This is a genomic window from Duganella sp. SG902, from assembly GCF_013376005.1.
In the GTDB taxonomy this organism is placed as follows: domain Bacteria; phylum Pseudomonadota; class Gammaproteobacteria; order Burkholderiales; family Burkholderiaceae_D; genus Rugamonas.
Genome location: NZ_JABMJK010000001.1, coordinates 569,295 through 587,784 on the forward strand (window position 1 = coordinate 569,295; position 18,490 = coordinate 587,784).

General features: G+C 62.0%; 18 protein-coding genes and 1 tRNA gene. All 19 read right to left on the minus strand.

Annotated features, from left to right (window positions below; all coding sequences use genetic code 11):
- Window positions 1-24: 24 nt before the first annotated feature.
- Window positions 25-2,112: an NADH-quinone oxidoreductase subunit L gene (gene nuoL / locus FHW83_RS02530; protein ID WP_176644766.1), complete on the minus strand. Its 2,088-nt coding sequence runs from the start codon at window positions 2,110-2,112 to the stop codon at window positions 25-27.
- A gap of 36 nt (window positions 2,113-2,148) precedes the next feature.
- Window positions 2,149-2,457, minus strand: coding sequence for an NADH-quinone oxidoreductase subunit NuoK (nuoK, locus tag FHW83_RS02535; RefSeq protein ID WP_135200508.1), 309 nt, complete (start codon window positions 2,455-2,457; stop codon window positions 2,149-2,151).
- A complete protein-coding gene (locus tag FHW83_RS02540; protein ID WP_176644767.1) occupies window positions 2,454-3,083 on the minus strand; it encodes an NADH-quinone oxidoreductase subunit J in 630 nt (209 codons plus the stop codon). The genes nuoK and FHW83_RS02540 overlap by 4 nt, the downstream gene beginning before the upstream one ends.
- A gap of 74 nt (window positions 3,084-3,157) precedes the next feature.
- The gene (gene nuoI, locus FHW83_RS02545; protein WP_019920325.1) at window positions 3,158-3,646 is read right to left on the minus strand and encodes an NADH-quinone oxidoreductase subunit NuoI; all 489 of its coding nucleotides are present in this window, start codon (window positions 3,644-3,646) and stop codon (window positions 3,158-3,160) included.
- Window positions 3,647-3,658: 12 nt separating this feature from the next.
- Complete coding sequence (gene nuoH, locus FHW83_RS02550) at window positions 3,659-4,744, minus strand: NADH-quinone oxidoreductase subunit NuoH (protein WP_176644768.1); 1,086 nt, start codon at window positions 4,742-4,744, stop codon at window positions 3,659-3,661.
- A complete protein-coding gene (gene nuoG, locus FHW83_RS02555; protein WP_176644769.1) occupies window positions 4,744-7,062 on the minus strand; it encodes an NADH-quinone oxidoreductase subunit NuoG in 2,319 nt (772 codons plus the stop codon). The genes nuoH and nuoG overlap by 1 nt, the downstream gene beginning before the upstream one ends.
- 21 nt (window positions 7,063-7,083) lie before the next feature.
- Window positions 7,084-8,379: an NADH-quinone oxidoreductase subunit NuoF gene (gene nuoF, locus FHW83_RS02560; protein ID WP_176644770.1), complete on the minus strand. Its 1,296-nt coding sequence runs from the start codon at window positions 8,377-8,379 to the stop codon at window positions 7,084-7,086.
- Window positions 8,376-8,855 carry an NADH-quinone oxidoreductase subunit NuoE gene (nuoE, locus tag FHW83_RS02565; RefSeq protein ID WP_176644771.1) on the minus strand — a complete coding sequence of 160 codons (480 nt, stop codon included), beginning with the start codon at window positions 8,853-8,855 and terminating at the stop codon, window positions 8,376-8,378. Before nuoE ends, nuoF begins: the two co-directional genes overlap by 4 nt.
- An 18-nt stretch (window positions 8,856-8,873) precedes the next feature.
- Complete coding sequence (locus FHW83_RS02570) at window positions 8,874-10,127, minus strand: NADH-quinone oxidoreductase subunit D (RefSeq protein ID WP_176644772.1); 1,254 nt, start codon at window positions 10,125-10,127, stop codon at window positions 8,874-8,876.
- Window positions 10,128-10,131: 4 nt separating this feature from the next.
- A complete protein-coding gene (locus tag FHW83_RS02575) occupies window positions 10,132-10,722 on the minus strand; it encodes an NADH-quinone oxidoreductase subunit C (RefSeq protein ID WP_176644773.1) in 591 nt (196 codons plus the stop codon).
- 17 nt (window positions 10,723-10,739) lie between these two features.
- Window positions 10,740-11,216 (minus strand): NADH-quinone oxidoreductase subunit B family protein, encoded by a 477-nt coding sequence (locus FHW83_RS02580; RefSeq protein WP_008450353.1) that lies wholly within the window; start codon window positions 11,214-11,216, stop codon window positions 10,740-10,742.
- A gap of 3 nt (window positions 11,217-11,219) precedes the next feature.
- The gene (locus tag FHW83_RS02585; RefSeq protein WP_072780614.1) at window positions 11,220-11,579 is read right to left on the minus strand and encodes an NADH-quinone oxidoreductase subunit A; all 360 of its coding nucleotides are present in this window, start codon (window positions 11,577-11,579) and stop codon (window positions 11,220-11,222) included.
- A gap of 158 nt (window positions 11,580-11,737) precedes the next feature.
- Window positions 11,738-11,822 (minus strand) — tRNA-Leu (locus tag FHW83_RS02590).
- Window positions 11,823-11,996: 174 nt separating this feature from the next.
- Complete coding sequence (secG, locus tag FHW83_RS02595; protein ID WP_176644774.1) at window positions 11,997-12,389, minus strand: preprotein translocase subunit SecG; 393 nt, start codon at window positions 12,387-12,389, stop codon at window positions 11,997-11,999.
- 61 nt (window positions 12,390-12,450) lie between these two features.
- Entirely contained in the window at window positions 12,451-13,197 is a 747-nt protein-coding gene (gene tpiA / locus FHW83_RS02600; RefSeq protein ID WP_176644775.1) for a triose-phosphate isomerase, read from the minus strand.
- 126 nt (window positions 13,198-13,323) lie between these two features.
- The gene (locus FHW83_RS02605) at window positions 13,324-14,304 is read right to left on the minus strand and encodes an NAD(P)H-quinone oxidoreductase (protein WP_176644972.1); all 981 of its coding nucleotides are present in this window, start codon (window positions 14,302-14,304) and stop codon (window positions 13,324-13,326) included.
- Window positions 14,305-14,359: 55 nt separating this feature from the next.
- Window positions 14,360-14,968, minus strand: a complete 609-nt coding sequence (locus FHW83_RS02610) for a tetratricopeptide repeat protein (protein WP_176644776.1) — start codon at window positions 14,966-14,968, stop codon at window positions 14,360-14,362.
- A 5-nt stretch (window positions 14,969-14,973) separates the two neighbouring features.
- The gene (locus tag FHW83_RS02615; protein WP_176644777.1) at window positions 14,974-15,738 is read right to left on the minus strand and encodes a GIN domain-containing protein; all 765 of its coding nucleotides are present in this window, start codon (window positions 15,736-15,738) and stop codon (window positions 14,974-14,976) included.
- Window positions 15,739-15,938: 200 nt separating this feature from the next.
- Window positions 15,939-18,458, minus strand: a complete 2,520-nt coding sequence (locus tag FHW83_RS02620) for a family 20 glycosylhydrolase (protein WP_229224006.1) — start codon at window positions 18,456-18,458, stop codon at window positions 15,939-15,941.
- Window positions 18,459-18,490: the final 32 nt, after the last annotated feature.

The window sequence follows — 18,490 nt, forward strand, 5'->3', positions numbered from 1 at the left end:
GTTATCTCTTTGCGTATCAGCTAATTAAGCGTGCCAAAACGGCAGGAAGTAGACCAGGAACCCCAGAATGCCGAGGATCATGACGAACGCATAGTGGTAGATGTAACCAGTCTGCGCCAGGCGGGTCAGCGTCGAGAACCAGCCGACCAGTTTGGCGCTGCCGTTCACCAGCAGGCCGTCGATCAGGGTCTTGTCGCCCACGTTCCACAGGCCATTGCCCAGCAGGCGGGCGCCGCCTGCGAACACGGTCTCGTTGAACTTGTCCATGTAGTACTTGTTGTCCAGCAGGGTGTGCAGGGCCTTGAACTTCTCGTAGAACCATGCGGGTACGCGTGGATTGATCATGTAGCAGTAGTACGACGCGGCCACGCCGGCGATCGCCAGCCACAGCGGCAGCGAGGTCAGCGAATGGATCGCCATGGCCACAGGACCGTGGAACTCGTGCGCCAGTTCTTCCATCGCGTGGTGGTTCTCGCCGACGAAGATCACGCCTTTGAAGAAGTCACCGAACAGCATAGGACCGATAGCCAGGGCACCGATGATGACCGACGGGATCGCCAGCGCAACCAGCGGGAACCAGACCACGAATGGCGATTCGTGCGGTTTCTGACCCGGGGCCAGGCCGTGGTGGGCGTGGTCGTCGTGATCGTCATGGCCGTGGTCGTCGTGACCATGGTCGTCGTGGGCAGCAGCCGCGGGCGCGTGATGGTGATCATCATGCGCATGCGCCTGACCGAAGCGCTCCTTGCCGTGGAAGACCAGGAAGTACATACGGAACGAGTAGAACGCGGTCACGAACACGCCAGCCAGCACGGCGAAGTGAGCGAAACCTGCACCAGCGATATGCGTTTCAGCAACGGCTTCGATGATCGAGTCTTTCGAGTAGAAGCCCGAGAAGAACGGCGTACCGATCAGGGCCAACGAGCCCAGCAGCGAGGTGATCCAGGTGATCGGCATGTACTTGCGCAGACCGCCCATGTTGCGGATGTCCTGGTCGTGGTGCATGCCGATGATGACCGAACCGGCGCCCAGGAACAGCAGTGCCTTGAAGAATGCGTGGGTCATCAGGTGGAACACGGCCACCGAGTAAGCCGAGCAGCCCAGCGCCACGGTCATGTAGCCCAGCTGCGACAGGGTCGAGTAAGCGACCACGCGCTTGATGTCGTTCTGGATGATGCCCAGGAAGCCCATGAACAGCGCGGTGATCGAACCGATCACGATGATGAAGGACAGCGCGGTGTCCGACAGCTCGAACAGCGGCGACATGCGCGACACCATGAAGATGCCGGCGGTAACCATGGTTGCCGCGTGAATCAGCGCGGAAATCGGGGTCGGGCCTTCCATCGAGTCCGGCAGCCAGACGTGCAGCGGGAACTGCGCCGATTTGCCCATGGCGCCGATGAACAGGCAGATGCAGGCCACGGTCAGCAGCATCCAGTCGGTGCCCGGCAGGGTCAGCGCGGCCAGCGCCTCGCGCTTGGCGAACACTTCCTGGTAGTTCATCGAACCGGCGTAAGCCAGCAGCAGGCCGATGCCGAGGATGAAGCCGAAGTCACCCACACGGTTGACCAGGAAGGCCTTCATGTTGGCGAAGATGGCGGTCGGACGGGTGTACCAGAAGCCGATCAGCAGGTAGGAAACCAGACCCACCGCTTCCCAGCCGAAGAACAGCTGCAGGAAGTTGTTCGACATGACCAGCATCAGCATGGAGAACGTGAACAGCGAGATGTACGAGAAGAAGCGGTTGTAGCCTTCGTCTTCCGCCATGTAGCCGATGGTGTAGATGTGCACCATCAGCGACACGAAGGTCACCACGCACATCATCATCGCCGACAGCGAATCGATCTGGAAGCCGACCTCCATCTTCATGCCGGCCACCGTCATCCAGTTGTAGATGGTGTCGTTGAAGGTGGCGCCGTTGAGCACGTCATTCAGCGTCATCGCCGAGATGATGAATGCCACCAGCACGCCCAGAATGGTCGCCGCGGTCGCGGTCTTGCGACCGACCACGTTGCCAAAGAATTTAGTACCCAGCAAGCCGGCCACCGCCGCGCCCGCGAGGGGCGCCAGTGGTACGACTAGCAGGAGATTAGGGTTAAGTGTAACCGCCATGATGAACCTTGATCGTTATTTTTCGAGAGGTTTAAATTAGCCCTTCAGGCTGTCCAGGTCTTCCACGTTGATGGTGTCCAGATTACGGAACAGCACCACCAGGATCGCGAGGCCGATTGCCGATTCGGCGGCCGCCACGGTCAGGATAAAGAAGACAAAGATCTGCCCTGCCGCATCACCGAGGTAATGCGAGAACGCGATGAAGTTCATGTTCACTGCCAGCAGCATCAGTTCGATGGCCATCAGCAGGATGATGACGTTCTTGCGGTTCAGGAAAATACCAACGATCGAGATCGCGAACAGGATCGCGCCCAGGACGAGGTAGTGAGCCAGGGATAAAGTCATGGTGCCTCCTTAACTTCAGTTTCGGCCGCGCCACGGGTGGTGACCGGGTCGATCTTGACGATCTTCAGACGGTCATTGCGTTTGACGCGCACGGCGTCGGCAGGGTCGAAGTGTTTGGTGTCCTTGCGCTTGCGCAGGGTCAGCGCCACGGCTGCGATGATCGCGACCAGCAGGATGGCGGCGGCGATTTCAAAGCCGTAGATGTATTTGGTGTAAATCAGGATGCCCAATTCCTTGGTGCCGCCGATGTTGCCGGCATTGACTGCCTGCTGGTCGAACGACAGGAACGAGCGCCACAGCACGGCGGCCATTTCCAGCACGATGATCACGCCCACGAAGGACGCCACCGGCAGGTAGCCCCAGAAGTTTTCGCGCAGCTTGTCGGTGTCGATGTCCAGCATCATCACCACGAACAGGAACAGCACCATCACGGCGCCGACGTAGACCAGCACCAGCACGATGGCCAGGAACTCGGCCTCCAGCAGCATCCAGATGCCGGCGGCGTTGAAGAACGCCAGCACCAGGAACAGTGCCGCGTGCACCGGATTGCGGGCCGTAATTACGCGCGTCGAGGCCAATACCATGATGGCCGCGAAGACGTAGAACAAAGCAGTTTTAAATTCCATAACTAACCCAAGAGACGTACAGTTTGTTGATCAGATCGCTGTAAGGGCGGCCGGTACGGCGCCGCCCTCTTCCGTCAGCGATATGGAGCGTCCGCCGCGCGGGCCTCGGCGATCTGGTTTTCGTAACGATCGCCAACGGCCAGCAGCATCTCTTTCGTGTAGTACAGATCGCCGCGTTTTTCGCCGTGGTATTCCAGCACATGCGTTTCAACGATCGAATCAACCGGGCACGACTCCTCGCAGAAACCGCAGAAGATGCACTTGGTCAGGTCGATGTCGTAACGGGTGGTGCGGCGCGAGCCGTCATCACGCTGTTCCGATTCGATGGTGATGGCCATCGCCGGGCACACCGCTTCGCACAGTTTGCAGGCGATGCAGCGCTCTTCGCCATTCGGGTAGCGGCGCAGCGCGTGCAGGCCGCGGAAGCGAGGCGACATCGGGGTCTTCTCTTCCGGGTACTGCACGGTGATCTTGCGCGAGAACATATACTTGCCCGTCAGCGCCATCCCTTTGATCAGCTCGGTCAGCATGAAGCTGCCGATGAAGTCTTTTAAACGTTCCATTTTCTTTAATCCTTACTTCCAGATATTCCAGGAGGTCTGCATCCAGCCTGCAACGAACACCAGGTACACCAGCGTCAGCGGGATAAAGACTTTCCAGCCCAGACGCATGATCTGGTCGTAACGGTAGCGAGGGAAAGTACCACGCACCCAGATGAAGACGGACACCAGGAAGAACGCTTTCGCGAACAACCAGAAGAAGCCGCCGAAACCGCCCCAGAATTCCAGGAAGGCGAATGGTGCCGACCAGCCGCCCAGGAACATGATCGAACCCAGCACAGCGATCAGAATCATGTTGGCGTATTCAGCCAGCATGAACATGGCGTAGGCCATGCCCGAGTATTCCACCATGTGGCCGGCCACGATTTCCGATTCGCCCTCCACCACGTCGAACGGGTGGCGGTTGCACTCGGCCAGGCCGGAGGTCAGGTAGACCACGAACAGCGGCAGCAGCGGAATCAGGTTCCACGACAGGAAATTCAGGCCATGCTCGGCACCGAAGCCCTTCTGCTGGCCTTGCACGATGTCGATGAAGTTCAGCGAGCCGGACACCATCAGCACCACCACCAGCACGAAGCCCATGGCGATTTCATACGAAATCATCTGAGCCGAAGCGCGCATCGCGCCCATGAAGGAGTACTTCGAGTTCGAGGCCCAGCCCGCGATGATGATGCCGTAGACTTCCATCGAGGTGATCGCCATCAGCAGCAGCAGGCCGGCGTTGACGTTGGCCAGCACAGCTTCCGGACCAAACGGCACCACCGCCCAGCAAGCCAGCGCCGGCATGATGGTCATGATAGGACCGATCACGAACAGGCCAGGGTTGGCCTTGGCCGGGGTGATGATCTCTTTGAACAACAGTTTCAGCGCGTCAGCGATTGGCTGCAGCAGGCCGCCAGGGCCGACGCGGTTCGGACCGACGCGGATCTGGATCCAGCCGATGAACTTGCGTTCCCACAGGGTCAGGTAAGCAACCAGACCCATCAGTGGCAGCAGCACCACGACGATGCGGATCAGGGCCCAGACGGCCGGCCACACAGGGGCCAGCACGCTGTTCGCGCCCAGGGAATTGATGGTATTGACGAATTCAGGCAGAGCCATTATTTCACCTCTCCTGCTTTTTCAACGGTGATGGAACCGAACATGCCGCCCAGTGCGGCGGTCGACGCGTGCGCGGCGGCCACGCGCACGGCGTTGGCTGGCAGTTTGGCGTCAACAGCGGCGACCAGGATCGCGCTGCCGGAACCTTGGGTGACTTTGACCTTGTCGCCGGCGGCGACACCCAGTTGCTGCGCCAGGGCGCTCGACAGGTGCGCTTTCGGCGCGGCCGCGTCGGCCATCTTCTGCAGCGACTCGGCGCGGCGCACGATGGCGTCGGCAAAGTAGATCGGTACGTCGGCGATGCGTTCGGTGCCGGTCGAGACAGCGGTGGCTGCGCTCAGTGCCACTTTGGACACGTTGTTCAGCTTGGCCGACACGTCGGTCACGCCGGCGCCCAGCACTTCGTCGCGGATCGCTTCCGAGGTGTCGTAGTCGAAGCCCGACAGGCCCAGCACGTTGCCCAGCACGCGCAGCACTTTCCACGCGGGACGGGTTTCCAGCAGCGGCTTGACGGTGCCGTTGAAGCTTTGCGCGCGGCCTTCGCAGTTGACGAAGGTGCCCGAGGTTTCGCTGAATGGCGAAACCGGCAGCAGCACGTCGGCGTAGTCCAGGCCATGCTTGTAGGCCGACATCACCACCACCATCTCGGCTTTTTTCAGCGCGGCAATGGCGGCTTGCGGGTTGTACGCGTCCAGTTCCGGCTCGGCGTTCAGCAGCAGGTAAGCTTGCTTCGGCTCGGTGAAGGCTGGCACTTTGCCGCCGTTGGCGTTGGCGATGTACGCACCGACGGTGTTGGCGGCTTCGGTCAGGTAGCCCAGCTTGGCGCCGGTCTGCTCAGCGATCCACTGTGCGGCCGCGTGCAACGCGGCAGCTTGCGGGTGCTGGGCGGCGGCGTTACCCAGGAACACGCCCTTGTTCTCGCCCGACAGCAGCGAAGCGGCGATCGCGGCAGCAGCGTCGGATGCTTGCACACCTTCGAAGCCGGCAGGAGCGGCGACCTCTTTGGCCTTGGCAACGGCAACCACCACTTGCGACAGCGCCGACAGCCACTCCGACGGCGCAACGATCATCTTGTTGGCGACGTTCATCAGCAGGTCGTCGTCGGTCGCGTGCAGGATCGACAGCTTGGCGCCGCCCTTCACCGCCGTACGCAGACGGGTGGCCAGCAGCGGGTGATCCTTGCGCAGGAACGAGCCGATCACGAAGGCGCGGTTCAGCGCGCCGAATTCGGTGATCGACATGCCCAGCCATGGGGTCACGTCCAGCGAGAAGTCGCTTTGACGCAGACGGGTTTCCACGCTGTCCGAGCCCATGGCGCGGGTCAGCTTTTGCAGCAGGTGCAGTTCTTCCAGCGTCGAGTGCGGCGTGGCCACGGCGGCCAGCGCATTGGCGCCGTGTTCGTGCTTGATGTTCTTCAGGCCGTGCGCCACGTATTCCAGGGCGGTCTGCCAATCGACTTCTTTCCACTCGCCGCCCTGCTTCAGCATCGGCTGGGTCAGACGGTCGGCGGTGTCCAGGCCTTCGTACGAGAAGCGGTCCTTGTCGGAAATCCAGCACTCGTTGACGGCGTCGTTTTCCAGCGGCAGCACGCGCTTGACCTTGCCGCCCTTGACCTGAACGATCAGGTTGGCGCCCAGGCCGTCGTGCGGCGAGACCGATTTGCGGCGCGACAGTTCCCAGGTACGGGCGCTGTAGCGGAATGGCTTCGACGTCAGCGCGCCGACCGGGCACAGGTCGATCATGTTGCCGGACATTTCCGAGTTCACGGTCTGGCCGACGAACGCGGTGATTTCCGAGTGTTCGCCGCGGCCGATCATGCCCAGCTCCATCACGCCGGCCACTTCCTGGCCGAAGCGTACGCAACGGGTGCACTGGATGCAACGCGCCATTTCCTGCATCGACACCAGCGGGCCGGCATCTTTAGGCGCGACCACGCGCTTGTCTTCTTCGTAGCGCGATTCGCCCTTGCCGTAGCCCACGGCCAAGTCTTGCAGCTGGCACTCGCCGCCCTGATCGCAGATCGGGCAGTCCAGCGGGTGGTTAATCAGCAGGAACTCCATCACGGACTTCTGTGCCTGCACGGCCTTGTCCGACGAGGAGCGCACAATCATGCCCGCCGAGACCGGCGTGGCGCATGCTGGCAAAGGCTTGGGGGCCTTCTCCACTTCGACGAGGCACATACGGCAGTTGGCTGCGATCGACAATTTCTTGTGATAGCAGAAGTGCGGAATGTAGGTTCCCAGTTTGTTGGCGGCGTCCATCACCATGCTACCAGCAGGGACTTCGACTTTTTTGCCGTCTATTTCGATTTCAACCATGGTGATCGTTACCTGTGACGCTTAGATGTAAGCGGGCACGCAGCATTGCTTGTGCTCGATGTGGTGTTCAAATTCTTCGCGGAATTGCTTGATGAACGCACGCATAGGCATGGCCGCCGCGTCGCCCAGCGCGCAAATCGTGCGGCCCTGGATGTTGTCGCAAACCGAGTTCAACACGTCCAGGTCCGACGGGCGGCCCTGACCGTTTTCGATACGGTGGATCATGCGGTACATCCAGCCCGTACCTTCACGGCATGGGGTGCACTGGCCGCACGATTCTTCAAAGTAGAAGTACGCCAAGCGTTCCATGGCCTTGACCATGCAGCGGGTCTCGTCCATGACGATGACCGCGCCCGAACCCAGCATCGAACCCGCTTTGGCGATCGAATCGTAGTCGAGGTCGGTCTGCATCATGATCTCGCCGCGCACCACTGGCGCGGAGGAGCCGCCTGGGATGACCGCCTTGATCTTTTTGCCGCCGCGCATGCCGCCGGCCAGTTCCAGCAGTTTGGCGAACGGGGTGCCCAGCGGGACTTCATAGTTGCCCGGACGCTCAACATCGCCCGAGATCGAGAAGATCTTCGAGCCGCCGTTGTTCGGACGGCCGATCGCCAGGTACTTCTCCGGGCCCATGTTCAGGATGAACGGCACGGCGGCGAAGGTTTCGGTGTTGTTGATGGTGGTCGGTTTGCCGTACAGGCCGAACGACGCCGGGAATGGCGGCTTGAAGCGTGGCTGGCCTTTCTTGCCTTCCAGCGATTCCAGCAGCGCGGTTTCCTCGCCGCAGATGTAGGCGCCATAGCCGTGGTGCGCGTGCAGCTGGAAGCTGAACTCGCTGCCCATGATGTTATTGCCCAGGAAGCCGGCGGCGCGCGCCTCTTCCAGCGCTTCTTCAAAGCGGGTGTACACCTCGAAGATTTCGCCGTGGATGTAGTTGTAGCCGACGGTGATGCCCATGGCGTAGGCGCCGATGGCCATGCCTTCGATCAGCGCGTGCGGGTTGTAGCGCAGGATGTCGCGGTCCTTGAAAGTGCCCGGCTCGCCCTCATCTGAGTTACATACCAGGTACTTCTGGCCCGGGAACTGGCGCGGCATGAAGCTCCACTTCAGGCCGGTAGGGAAACCCGCGCCGCCACGGCCGCGCAGCGACGACGCTTTCAGGTCGGCGATGATCTGTTCCGGGGTGATTTTTTCTTCGATGATACGGCGCAGGGCGCTGTAGCCGCCGCGCTTGACGTAGTCTTCCAAATGCCAATTCTCGCCGTCGAGGCCGGCGAGAATGACTGGATCGATGTGACGGTTATGGAGTGACGTCATTTCTTGAGTTCCTCCACCAGGGAGTCGATTTTATCGTTGGTCATGAAGCTGCACATGCGGTGGTTATTCACCAGCAGCACAGGTGCGTCGCCGCAGGCGCCCATGCACTCGCCTTCCATCAGCGTGAACTCGCCGTCGGCCGTGGTGTCACGGTAGTCGATGCCCAGCTTTTGTTTCAGGTGGTGCGCCGCGCGCTCGCCGCCCGACAGGGCGCAAGGCAGGTTGGTGCACACGGTGATCTTGTGCTTGCCGACCGGCTTCAGGTTGTACATATTGTAGAAAGTCGCGACTTCCTGCACGGCGATGGCCGGCATGCGGATGTAGTCCGCCAGTTCCTGCATGACGTCCGGCGACACCCAGCCCAGCTCCACTTGCGCGTGGGCCAGCGCGGCCATCACGGCCGACTGGCGCTGATCGTCTGGGTACTTGGCCAGCTCGCGATCGATTTTTTTGTAGCACTGCTCAGATAACAACATTCTTTTTGCCTCTCGGACTTAGCGGTCAATACTGCCGAACACGATGTCTTGCGTGCCAATGATGGTCACAGCGTCGGCAATCATGTGGCCACGCGCCATTTCATCCAGCGACTGCAAGTGTGCGTAGTCTGGAGCGCGCAGTTTCACGCGGTATGGCTTGTTGGCGCCATCGGACATCAGGTAGACGCCGAATTCGCCCTTCGGATGCTCCACCGCGCTGTACGCTTCGCCCGGCGGCACGTGGAAGCCCTCGGTGAACAGCTTGAAGTGGTGGATCAGCGATTCCATGTTGGTCTTCATGTCCACGCGCGATGGCGGCGCCACCTTGCGGTTGCTGGTCATGACCGGACCCGGGTTGTTGCGCAGCCATTCAACGCACTGCTTGATGATGCGGTTCGACTGGCGCAGCTCTTCCACGCGCACCAGGTAGCGGTCGTAGCAGTCGCCGTTGGTGCCGATCGGGATGTCGAAGTCCATCAGGTCGTACACTTCGTACGGCTGGTGCTTGCGCAGGTCCCACTGGATGCCCGAGCCGCGCAGCATGGCGCCGGTGAAGCCCATGGCCAGCGCGTCTTCCGGCGCCACCACGCCGATGCCGACGGTACGCTGTTTCCAGATACGGTTGTCTGTCAGCAGGGTTTCGTATTCGTCGACGTAGGTCGGGAAGCGGTTGGTGAAGGCTTCGATGAAGTCCAGCATCGAACCCTGGCGGTCTTCGTTGAGCTTGTCGATGGCCTTGGCCGAACGGATGATCGATGGCTTGTGCTGCGGCATGCTGTCCGGCAGGTCGCGATACACGCCGCCCGGACGGTAGTAGGCCGCGTGCATGCGCGCGCCCGACACCGCCTCGTAGCAGTCGAACAGGTCTTCGCGGTCGCGGAAGCAGTACAGGAAAGGCCCCATGGCGCCGACGTCCAGCGCGTGCGCGCCCAGCCACATCAGGTGGTTCAGGATACGGGTCATCTCGTCGAACATGACGCGGATGTACTGTGCGCGCAGCGGCACGTCGATGCCCAGCAGCTTCTCGATCGCCATCACGTAGGCGTGCTCGTTGCACATCATCGAGACGTAGTCCAGGCGGTCCATGTACGGCACCGACTGCAGGTAGGTCTTCTGTTCCGCCAGCTTCTCGGTGCCGCGGTGCAGCAGGCCGATGTGCGGGTCGGCGCGCTGGATCACCTCGCCGTCCAGCTCCAGCACCAGGCGCAGCACGCCGTGCGCGGCCGGGTGTTGCGGACCGAAGTTCAGGGTGTAGTTCTTAATTTCTGCCATGTTCTTACTTCCCGTAGTTTTCTTCGCGGATCACGCGCGGCACGTTTTCACGCGGCTCGATGGTGACCGGCTGGTAGATCACGCGCTTCTGCTCGGGGTCGTAACGCATTTCGACGTAGCCCGACACCGGGAAGTCCTTGCGGAACGGGTGACCGATGAAACCGTAGTCGGTCAGGATGCGGCGCAGGTCGTTGTGGTTCTCGAACAGGATGCCGTACATGTCGAACGCTTCGCGCTCGTACCAGTTCATGGCGCGCCACAGCGGCGTGATCGACGGCAGCAGCGGCATGTCGTCGTCGGCGCAGAACGCGCGCACGCGCACGCGCCAGTTGTGCTTGACCGACAGCAGATGCACGACCACGGCGAAACGCTGGCCGTCCCAGGCGCCGTCGCCGTAGTTCAGGTAGTCGATGCCGCACAGGTCGATGGCCTGATCGAAGCCCAGCGATTTGTCATCGCGCAGGGTCTGCATCACGCCGTAGTAGTCGGCGGCCTTCACCGTGATGGTGATCTCGCCTAGCGCAACGACCGTAGTAACGCGATCGCCCAGGGCAGTGCCGAGGGCGGTTTGGAGTTTTTCCAGATGAGTAGTCATTTCTTGTAGCGCCCCCGTTAGCGTGCGATGGTGTTGGTGCGCTTGATCTTGTTCTGCAGCTGCATGATGCCGTACAACAGGGCTTCAGCAGTTGGAGGACAGCCTGGCACGTACACGTCGACCGGCACGATGCGGTCGCAGCCGCGAACCACGGAGTAGGAGTAGTGATAGTAGCCGCCGCCGTTGGCGCAGGAACCCATCGAGATGACCCAGCGCGGCTCCGGCATCTGGTCGTAGACCTTGCGCAGTGCCGGGGCCATCTTGTTGCACAGCGTGCCGGCCACGATCATCACGTCGGATTGACGCGGCGATGGACGGAACACCACGCCGAAGCGGTCCATGTCGTAACGGGCCGCGCCCACGTGCATCATTTCAACCGCGCAGCAGGCCAGACCGAACGTCATCGGGAACATCGAACCCGTGCGCGCCCAGTTGATCAGCTTGTCGGCCGAGGTGGTGATGAAACCTTCGTTTAATACGCCTTCAATAGCCATGGCTTATTCCCAATCAAGGGCACCTTTCTTCCAGATATACCAAAAACCGACCACGAATTCAGCGATGAACACCATCATCGTCACGAAACCCTGCCAGCCCAGTTCGCGCATGGATACGCCCCAAGGGAAGAAGAATGCCGTTTCCAGATCGAACAAAATAAAGAGAATTGCGACGAGGTAGTAACGCACGTCGAATTTCATGCGCGCGTCTTCGAAGGCTTCGAAGCCGCATTCATACGGGGACAGCTTTGCAGCGTCAGGCTTTTTCGGGCCCAGGATATGGCCCAGCACTTGGGGAGCGATACCTACGCCGAGACCGACGAGGATGAACAAGAGAACGGGGAGATAATTTTCGAGGTTCACGATTGATGAGCTTATGTTGAACGGTCAGTTGAAAGGACACATCGCGGTGTTTTGCGGTGCGCTTAACGTTCGCCCCAATCGTATTGCTGAAGACCAGGATCGAACGACACATCCTCGTAAAAAAGCCAGCTTGGTACCACCCTTGCTGGCCTATGTTCTGGTGCCGACGACGAGACTCGAACTCGTACAGCTTGCGCCACTACCCCCTCAAGATAGCGTGTCTACCAATTTCACCACGTCGGCATAAGGCCGTTATTTTACTTCGTTTTCACGCGGTTGTTAATCCCGTATTGCGTCAAAACAAGAAGAAACACGATAAATCTTTAACTATTTTTGCCATCGCCAAGATACTGCCAAAACAATGTGCAAACAACTTAAAAAAATATCAACAACGACTGATTTACTACAGCGATTATATTACTTCGGGATCGAGTTTGCAGGAGCCGGGGTCGAAGCGGCTGGTGCGGCTGGTGCGGCCGGCGCGGCCGGAGCTGCCGCAGGCGCCGCGGCCGGAGCGGCAGGTGCCGCCGGCAGGGCTTTATCCATCACGCCGCCGCTGACATTGTTGGTCTGATGAGTGGTGATGTACGACAGGGCCAGGGTGGCGCTGAAGAAGATCGCCGCCGCCACGCCCGTGGATTTGGACATGAAGTTCGACGAGCCGGTGGCGCCGAACAGGCTGCCGGAAGCGCCGGAGCCGAAGGCGGCGCCCATGTCGGCGCCCTTGCCATGCTGCAGCAATACCAGGCCAATAATGGCGATTGCCGATACCACCTGCACTACGATAACCAGATTGAACAAGCTGCCCATGTTATTCCATTCCAAAATAAAAGTTTTGTATCGTTTTGTTTCTACTGCTTAAATCAGTGCTTTAAACGGCCTGGATAATCCCGAGGAAATCAGTCGCCTTTAATGCCGCACCGCCAATCAGGCCGCCGTCAATATCCGGCTGGGCCATCAATTCTTTCGCATTCTCCGGCTTCATGCTGCCGCCGTACAGAATTTGCACACCCTGCGCCGCCACCGCATCCTTCCTGGCCACGCACTCGCGCAGGAAGCGGTGGGCGTCTTGCGCGATTTGCGGCGTGGCGGTCTTGCCGGTGCCGATCGCCCAGACCGGCTCGTAAGCCAACACCAGCTTGCCCACCTGCGCCGGCTCGATCGCATCCAGCACGGCTTGCAGCTGGGCGCAGATCACATCCTCGGTCTGCCCCGCCTCGCGCTGCGCCAGCGTTTCGCCGAAGCACACCACCGGGGTCAGGCCGGAAGCCAGCGCGGCCAAGGCTTTTTGCGCCACCAGCGCGCTGCTCTCGCCATGATACGCGCGGCGCTCGGAATGGCCGCACAACACATAGGTCGAACCGAAGTCCACCAGCATGGCGGCCGACACCTCGCCGGTGTAGGCACCGCTGGCGTGCACCGAGACATCCTGACCACCCCACGCCACCGGCGTGCCGGCCAGCTGCGCCTGGCACTGGGCCAGGTAAGGCGCGGGCACACACACCGCGCAATCGGCGCCAAAGTCATTCAGACCGGCGACGATGCCGGACAACAGTGCCGAGTTGGCGGCGCGGTTGCCGTTCATTTTCCAGTTACCGATGACGAGTTTGCGACGCATAGCTAGCCTAAAGATTAATCAACTCGCCATTTTACCGTGCGCAAAAAGCGCCGGTCAAACAGGCAAAGGAAATCCCCGGCTAGCTAAAACCGTAAATTTACTACGCATTTTACAATGAAATCGCTATCAAATCACCTGCAACATGATTTTTCCGACGTGGCTGCTGCTCTCCATGAGCGCATGCGCGGCGGCCGCCTGTTCCAACGGGAAGACGGTGTGGATCACCGGCTTGAGTTTGCGTTCGGCCATCATCGGCCACACCCTTTCCTTCAGCTGGCGCGCGATCGCGCCCTTGAATTCCGCCGAACGCGGGCGCAGCGTCGAGCCGGTGATGGTCAGGCGGCGGCGCAGCACCTGGCCCACGTCCAGCGTCGATTTGCCGCCGCCCAGGGTGGCGATGACGGCGATGCGGCCATCGTCGGCAAGGCAGGAAACCTCGCGTGGCAGGTAGTCCCCGGCCACCATGTCGAGAATCACGTCGACGCCGCGGTCGTTGGTGAGCGACTTGACCACGGTGGCGAAATCCTCGGTTTTATAGTTGATGCCGCGCTCGGCGCCGAGCGCCACGCAGGCCGCCACCTTGTCGTCCGAACCGGCGGTGGCGAACACGCGATGGCCCATGGCCGAGGCCAGCTGGATCGCCGCGACGCCGATGCCGGAGCTGCCGCCCTGCACTAATAATGTCTCTCCGCCAACTAATTTGGCGCGGTCAAACACGTTGCTCCAGACTGTGAAGTAATTTTCCGGAATTGTGGCCGCTTCCAGCATCGACCAGCCTTTTGGGACCGGTAAAACCTGCTGCACGGGCGCAACAACATACTCGGCGTAGCCGCCGCCCTGCACCAAAGCGCACACATGATCGCCAATATCGAGGGTGGTGTAATCGAGGTCGCCGTCGACGATTTCGCCGGCCACCTCGAGGCCGGGGATGTCGGAGGCGCCCGGCGGCGGCGCGTAATTGCCCATGCGCTGGAACACGTCCGGGCGGTTGACGCCGGCGGCATGCACTTTAATCAACACTTCGCCGGCCTTGACCGCCGGCATCGGGCGTTCGCAGAGTTTCAGGACATCGGCCGGGCCGGGGTGGGTGATTTCAATCGCGCGCATCATTCGCCCTCTATCAATGCTTATTAATAAAGGGCGATTGTACGACTTCCGGGCCTCAGCCGCCGCCCGTGCGCGATTTCTGCGGCAGCGGCGTGTTCGGCTTCCAGGAGGCCGACAGCGCCTGCCCTTCCTCGATCTGCTCCGGCGTCATGGTCTTGATGACGGCCGAACGCTGCTCGGCCGCGTTGACCGAGCCGTTGGCCGCCGCCAGGTTCCATAACATATAGGCAATCACGTTATCCTGCGGCATGCCGCCGATGTGATAGCGATACATCAGGCCCAGCACCTGCTGCGCATCCGGATGGCCCTGCTCGGCGGCGCGGCGGAACCAGGACACCGCCTGCTTGTGGTCCTGGATCACCGCGTTGCCGGTGTAATACATGGCGCCCACCACGTATTGCGCGTCGGCCTTGCCCTGCTGCGCCGCCTTGCGGTGCCATTCCAGCGCCTGCTTGTAATCCTGTGGCACGCCACGCCCCATGTAATACATCAGGCCCAGCAAGTGCTGGGCGTCGGCGTTGCCGGCTTGCGCCAGCGGCCGTATCTCTTTCAATGCCACCGCGTAGTTTTTACTGTTGTACGCGGTTGCTCCCTCGGCGAATCCGGCCATCGCGGCTTGCGGCAAGCCCAAGGCGATGACCAACATGAGTATGATTTTTTTCATAGTTATTATTTCCAGCTGACTTTGCCCAAACCATCAACACTGACGTTGCGATTCAAAGGCTTGCCATAAACGATGACTGATCCCAGGCCACTCAGGTTCAGGGTGGCGTTGGTTTTGGCGGTGACGGTGGCGTTGCCCAGTCCGCTCAACTCGACATTGACCGACTCGGCCTGGAACTGCTGCGCGTTCAAGCCGCCCACCCCGCCCAGATTGGCCTTGAGCAGCTTGCTGCGCCCGCCCAGCGTGATGTAGCCGGCGCCGCGCAGGTCGAGGTCGGCGTGCTCGTTCTCGCTGACCCACAGGTTCATGCTGCCCACGCCGCCCAGATTGGCCTTGATCGCCTTGTAGTCACACACCACCTTCATGCTGCCGGCGCCATCCATGGTGAGTTCCAGCTCCTCGCCGCTGAAACCGTTGATTTCGGTCTGGCCCACGCCTTCCGACACCACTTGGCGCAAGTTTGGCAGCACCAGCTCGGCACGGGTGGTTGAACGCCCCACTTTCATGCCGCGCCCCTCGGTTTCGAGATGCAAGGTGTCGCCGCTTTGCGACGCCGTCAGTTTTTCCAGATAGCGCCTTTCGCCGATCAGGCGCAGCGAGGGCACGTCGCCCTGGCGCAATTTCAGGTCGATCACGCCGTCCAGCTTGACCCGCACCACGCGCGCGTCGATGGGAATCGAGCGGGTTTCGGTGTCATCGGCGGCATCCGCGCGGCCAAACAGGGCGCAGAAAGCGGCAAACAGCAGGCCAAACTGGAGAAACTTATTCATGGGAGAATCCTCGGATATTAGTCAAACAATCATACTCCCGCCCCGCCGCCCACCTCCGCGGATTGCGACGAACTGCAGAAACTGTGGAATAAGCCGCTGTCATTCCGGCGCAGGCCGGAATCCATGGAAGGCGTGAGCAGTGCTGCCGCATGCGTTCCACGAACCGCGGCGGCGGACCGCTCACCTACGCCGGATAACGATCAACGATTGACGATGCGCGCCACCAGCCCGGCGCGGCCGGTGCGGTCGAACGCGGCGGCCCGGATCACGCCCTTGGTGCCGATCGGCCCGGTGACCGGCTTGCTGCGCGCCGTGGGCGCACTGCCGTCGGTGGTATAACGCAGGGTCAGGCCGGGCAACGCGTGGTTGACCAGCACCTTGCCGCCCTCCACCACCATCCCCGGCGGCGCGATCCGGTAGCGCACGTCGCCGCGCTCCAGGTCGAGGCGCGGCAGCACCCGCTGGCCGAGCGTGTTCACGAAACCGGACCACGCCGCCCGGTGCAGCGCGGCGGCGCGCGCAGGGTCCGGCTCCAGCGCCCATGCCGGATCGGCCGCCCACGCGCGTTCCGCCACCGCCAGCAGGCGCGGCATCATCAGGTAATCGAGGCGGCTGGCGTCGCGGATGGTTTCCGAGAACAGCGTGGCCTCGATGCCTCGGATGCGCCGGCGGCCGGCGTCGGTCAGGCTGGCGCCGAGCGGCTTGAAGTCGTACACCGAATCCAGCTCCACGTAGGCGCCCCAGTTCACGCCCGGTTCCTCGGGGTTGGGATTGGCAGCCATGTCGAGATACATATTGGTGACCGGCGCCAGCACGATGTCATAGCCGGCGTTGGCCAAGCGGTAGGCGAAGTCCTCGTTGCCCGGCGTGTTATTCCACACATAGAGACTGAAGCCGCGCTGCGTGAAGCGCGGGTTGGGCAGCTGCTGCCCGCCCTCCTTCTCCGAGCGGCGCGCGCCCAGCTCCTCCCAACCGGAGGCGAACATGCCGTGCTTGCGCAGGATGCCGTCGACGCGGTTATAGAAGTAGTCCCACAGGTCGGCGGTGCCGGCCAGCTTCTCGCGCTCCATCAGCGCGCGGCTGAGCGGCGATTTCTCCCACGCGCCGTGCGGCAGCTCGTCGCCGCCCACGTGCATGGTCTTGAGCGGCGCGCCGGCTTCGCGGTGCAGCGTCACCACTTGCGCCACCACCTGCTCGATGAAGGCGTAGCTGGATTCCAGGCCCGGGTTGATCACATGGTCGGTGTACTCCTGCGGCGAGCGATACACCGAGCGGTCGTCGAAATCGTTCAACAGGTATTGCGCCGCGCCCTGCTCGCCGGCCGCCCGCATGCGATGGTAGCGCGCCTCCATCGCCTTGACGGCGGCGCGCGCGTGGCCCGGCATCTCGATCTCCGGAATGACCTCGATGTGGCGCGCGGCGGCGTAGCGCAGGATCTCGATGTAGTCGGCGCGCGTGTAGTAACCGCTGCCATGCGGATCATCCGTACGCGGGCCGGAACCATAGGTGGGCGGCAGGCGCTGACCTTCCTTCGTGTAATGGCCGCGCACCGCGCCGATGCTGGTCAGCTCCGGCAGGCCGGCGATCTCGAGCCGCCAGCCCTCGTCATCGGTGAGGTGGAAATGCAGCTTGTTCAGTTTGTAGGCGGCCATCAGGTCCAGCGTCTTGAGCACCACTTCCTTGGGCTGGAAGTTGCGCGCCACGTCCAGCTGGAAGCCGCGATAGGCGAAGCGCGGCGCGTCGGTGATTTCCAGCTCCGGCAGCGCGAGTTGCGCGCCGTCCGATGGCGACGCGGATGGCAGCGGCAGCAGGTCGTGCAGCGATTGCAGGCCGCGCGCGACGCCGGCCGCGCTGTTGCCGGTGATGTTGATGCCGGCCTCGCCGCTGATGGTGAGTTCATAGGCCTCGGGCGACGTCTGGCCATCGATGGCGTTGATGCGCAGGCGTAGCGGCACCGGGGCGCGGCTGGTGTCGCCATGCGGCAGATAGCGGGCGAACAAGGCGCGGGCGAAGGCGGTTTCGTTTTGCAGGCCGGGGCCGGAGATCACTTGCGGCGCGCGAACCAGTCGCACCGTGCCGCTGCCGGTCTTCAATTGCAGCGGCGTTGGGAAGACAGGCGGCAGCGCGCCGGCAGGCAGCACGTCCGCGCCGGCATTGCGGCGGTAGATGTCCTGCGTGGTCACCAGCGCGTGCTGGTCGCGCGGGCGTTGCAGTTGTTCCGGGCGAGTGGGCAACCGTTGCTGGTAATCGTTGATGGCATAGGCCACCTCCGGCGCGGCATCGAACACCAGATAGGGACCGACCGGCGCGCGCGCCATCTTGATCACCAGGTTGGGATAGTCGTAATCAATGTTCAGCGTGCGGCCGGCGGGCAGGCCCTTGAAGCCGGCCGTCGGGCGGACGCGGAACAAGCTGCCGCCCACCACCTGCTCCAGCAGCAGATTGCCCGGCAGCGGACCGGTGAGCAAACCGTCCATGCAGTTGAAGTACAGCGACCAGCCCTGCGCCGGCAGCGATTGGCCGCGCAGCGGCGTCACGCTCAGGCGCGCCTTGGTGCGGCCGCCCTGCGCGCTCAACTCGTTGCGCAGGATCTCCCAGCGCATGCTGACCGGCGCGGCGGCAGGCGCCAGCGAGGCTGCGGCGCCGGCCACACCGGCATCCGCGACGTTGGCGGTGGATGCGGTCGCGCCTTGTGTGGCGACGCCTAACGCCAGCGCCATTGCGGCCACGGATATTCTGCTTATAAGTTTTG

Coding starts and splice junctions, on each gene's coding strand:
- nuoI (WP_019920325.1), bottom strand. CDS start 3,646: ATGGAACGTTTAAAAGACTTCATCGGCAGCTTCATGCTGACCGAGCTG.
- nuoH (WP_176644768.1), bottom strand. CDS start 4,744: ATGGCTCTGCCTGAATTCGTCAATACCATCAATTCCCTGGGCGCGAAC.
- nuoG (WP_176644769.1), bottom strand. CDS start 7,062: ATGGTTGAAATCGAAATAGACGGCAAAAAAGTCGAAGTCCCTGCTGGT.
- FHW83_RS02615 (WP_176644777.1), bottom strand. CDS start 15,738: ATGAATAAGTTTCTCCAGTTTGGCCTGCTGTTTGCCGCTTTCTGCGCC.
- nuoK (WP_135200508.1), bottom strand. CDS start 2,457: ATGACTTTATCCCTGGCTCACTACCTCGTCCTGGGCGCGATCCTGTTC.
- FHW83_RS02620 (WP_229224006.1), bottom strand. CDS start 18,458: ATGGCGCTGGCGTTAGGCGTCGCCACACAAGGCGCGACCGCATCCACC.
- FHW83_RS02580 (WP_008450353.1), bottom strand. CDS start 11,216: ATGGCTATTGAAGGCGTATTAAACGAAGGTTTCATCACCACCTCGGCC.
- nuoL (WP_176644766.1), bottom strand. CDS start 2,112: ATGGCGGTTACACTTAACCCTAATCTCCTGCTAGTCGTACCACTGGCG.
- FHW83_RS02575 (WP_176644773.1), bottom strand. CDS start 10,722: ATGACTACTCATCTGGAAAAACTCCAAACCGCCCTCGGCACTGCCCTG.
- nuoF (WP_176644770.1), bottom strand. CDS start 8,379: ATGACGTCACTCCATAACCGTCACATCGATCCAGTCATTCTCGCCGGC.
- tpiA (WP_176644775.1), bottom strand. CDS start 13,197: ATGCGTCGCAAACTCGTCATCGGTAACTGGAAAATGAACGGCAACCGC.
- nuoE (WP_176644771.1), bottom strand. CDS start 8,855: ATGTTGTTATCTGAGCAGTGCTACAAAAAAATCGATCGCGAGCTGGCC.
- FHW83_RS02610 (WP_176644776.1), bottom strand. CDS start 14,968: ATGAAAAAAATCATACTCATGTTGGTCATCGCCTTGGGCTTGCCGCAA.
- FHW83_RS02570 (WP_176644772.1), bottom strand. CDS start 10,127: ATGGCAGAAATTAAGAACTACACCCTGAACTTCGGTCCGCAACACCCG.
- secG (WP_176644774.1), bottom strand. CDS start 12,389: ATGGGCAGCTTGTTCAATCTGGTTATCGTAGTGCAGGTGGTATCGGCA.
- FHW83_RS02605 (WP_176644972.1), bottom strand. CDS start 14,304: ATGCGCGCGATTGAAATCACCCACCCCGGCCCGGCCGATGTCCTGAAA.
- FHW83_RS02540 (WP_176644767.1), bottom strand. CDS start 3,083: ATGGAATTTAAAACTGCTTTGTTCTACGTCTTCGCGGCCATCATGGTA.